At 75.8% G+C, this 2,185-nt stretch carries 3 protein-coding genes; 2 read left to right on the top strand and 1 reads right to left on the bottom strand.

Annotated features, from left to right (window positions below):
• A partial coding sequence (locus JNW89_RS35500; RefSeq protein ID WP_238452346.1) for an MFS transporter occupies nucleotides 1-651 on the bottom strand: 651 nt, incomplete at its 3' end.
• Nucleotides 652-862: 211 nt separating this feature from the next.
• Between JNW89_RS35500 and JNW89_RS35495 the strand changes: the two genes are divergently transcribed.
• Together JNW89_RS35495 and JNW89_RS35490 are read left to right on the top strand one after the other, a co-directional pair.
• The gene (locus JNW89_RS35495; protein WP_238452345.1) at nucleotides 863-1,351 is read left to right on the top strand and encodes a TetR/AcrR family transcriptional regulator; all 489 of its coding nucleotides are present in this window, start codon (nucleotides 863-865) and stop codon (nucleotides 1,349-1,351) included.
• Nucleotides 1,352-1,416: 65 nt separating this feature from the next.
• Nucleotides 1,417-2,185 (top strand): NAD(P)/FAD-dependent oxidoreductase (locus JNW89_RS35490; RefSeq protein WP_238452344.1); only part of this gene is annotated, 769 nt, incomplete at its 3' end.

The raw sequence follows: 2,185 nt of genomic DNA, 5'->3' as shown, positions 1-2,185 counted from the left end.
GGCCCGGCGCAACCGGGCGATGCCGGCGACGCCGACCAGCATGGCGGCCAGCATCCCGGCGGCGAGGAGCGCGCCCATCCGCTGGTAGCCGCCCCGGGTGGCGGCGTCCCCGCCGGCCAGCAGCGGGGCCAGCAGACCGGAGACGAGGATGCCCAGCGTCAGCACCACCATCCGGAAGGCCATCAGCCGGGTCCGCTCGTGGTAGCCGATCCGCAGGTCGGCGGGGGTGGCCAGGTAGGGGACCTGGTAGGCGGCGAAGAGCAGGTTGCCGGCGACGAAGAGGACCGCCACCCAGGCGGCGGCGGGCGCGCCGGTCAGCCCGCCGGGCACCGCGAAGAGCGCCGCGAAGGCCACCGGCAGGGCGCAGCCGAGCAGCAACAGTCGCCGCCGGTCGCCGCGGCGGGCCTGTTCGACGTCGCAGCGGTACCCGACCCACGGGTGCAGCAGCACGTCGACGACCTTGGGCAGCAGCAGCGCCAACCCGGCCAGCCAGGGGGCGACGGCCAGCACGTCGGTGAGGAAGTAGAGCAGCAGTAGGCCGGGCACGGTGACCCAGATGCCCATGCCGAGCGAGCCGGCGGCGAAGCCGAGCAGCGGACCGCGGGGCAGGGCCGCCTCCGCGCTGGTCGGCTGCTGGTCGAGCCCGGTCATGCCGCGTCTCCTCCCGGCCAATCCAACGGATGCTGGATTGTAGGGGCACAATGGCCGGCATGACCATGCCCCGACGCCGCCCGGGCCGTCCCCGCCGCGACGAGACCCGGCAGACCCGCGAGGTGGTGCTCGCCGCGGCGACCGAGCTGTTCGCCCGACGCGGCTTGACGCCGTCGGGCTCCGGGAGGTCGCCGCCGCCGCCGGCGTCGACGTGGCCACGGTCTCGCACCACACGGGTACGAAGGCGCAGCTCTACGACGCCTGCTTCGCGCGGGTGTTCGCGGCCGAGCGGGCGGCTCTGGAGGAGGCGACGGCGCGGGCCCGGACGGCTCTGGACGCGGGGCCGGGCGAGGCGCTGCGGGCGCTGCACGAGCTGGTCGACGTGTTCGTGGACTTCCTGGAGGACCGGCCGGAGACCACCGCGCTGTGGCTGCGCCGCTGGTTGGAGCCGCAGCGCCACGCCGAGCTGGACGAGCGGTACGCGGCGCCGCTGTACCGGCTGGTCGCCGAGCTGCTCACCGCCGCCGCGGCGACCGGCGCGCTGGCCGAGCCCACCCCGCACGTCACCGTGCGCAGCCTGGTCTGGGCGGTGCACGGGCACGTGGTGGCCCTGGCCGCCGGCGGCGGATCGCAGGCCCGCGAGCGCCGCGAGTTCCGCGCCTTCGTGCACCGCTTCCTCGACGGCCTGTACGGCTCTTGACGCGCGGCCCCACCCGCGACCATTATCCGACAGTCGTTGGATTTAATGTGGGAGGGGAGGCGGGGATGGGCGCACCACCGTCCGTGGCGGTGATCGGGGCGGGCGCGGCCGGGCTGGCCACCCTCAAGGCCCTCGCCGACGCCGGCGTGCCCGCGGTCTGCTTCGAGGCCGGCGACCGGGTCGGCGGCCTGTGGGTCTACGGGTCGCCCGGCTCGCCGGCGTACCGGACGCTGCACCTGAACACCAGCAGGAGGCGGACCGAGTTCGCCGAGCACCCGATGCCGGCGCACTGGCCCGACTACCCCGACCACACCCGGGTCGCCGGCTGGCTCGCCGACTACGCCGACCGGTTCGGCCTGCACCGGTCGGTCCGGCTGCGGCACACCGTCGACCGGGTCGTTCCCGAAGCCGGCGACCGGTGGACCGTGCACGCCGACGGACCCGACGGGCCGGTCAGCGTCACCGTCGCCGCCGTGGTCGTCGCCAACGGGCACAACCGGGTGCCGAAGTCACCCGTCCCGCCGCCCCCGGGCACCGGCACCGCCCAGCAGCTGCACAGCCACGCCTACCGCGGGCCCGAACAGCTCGCCGGCCGGCGGGTGCTGGTCGTCGGCGGCGGCAACTCCGCGATGGACATCGCCGTCGACGCCTCGTACGCCGCCGCACGCACCCTGCTGTCGCTGCGCCGCGGCGTGTGGGTGGTGCCCAAGCACCTGCTCGGCCGCCCGTCGGACACCCTCAACGGGGCGCTGGCCCGCCGGCTGCCGTGGCGGCTGCGTCAACGGATCACCCAGGCCATGCTCACCGCCACCGTCGGCCCCCCGACCCGCTACG

The organism is Micromonospora sp. 4G55, assembly GCF_016803375.1.
Note: the sequence above shows the minus strand (reverse complement) of the source record. Positions and strands in the feature narration are given on the sequence as shown.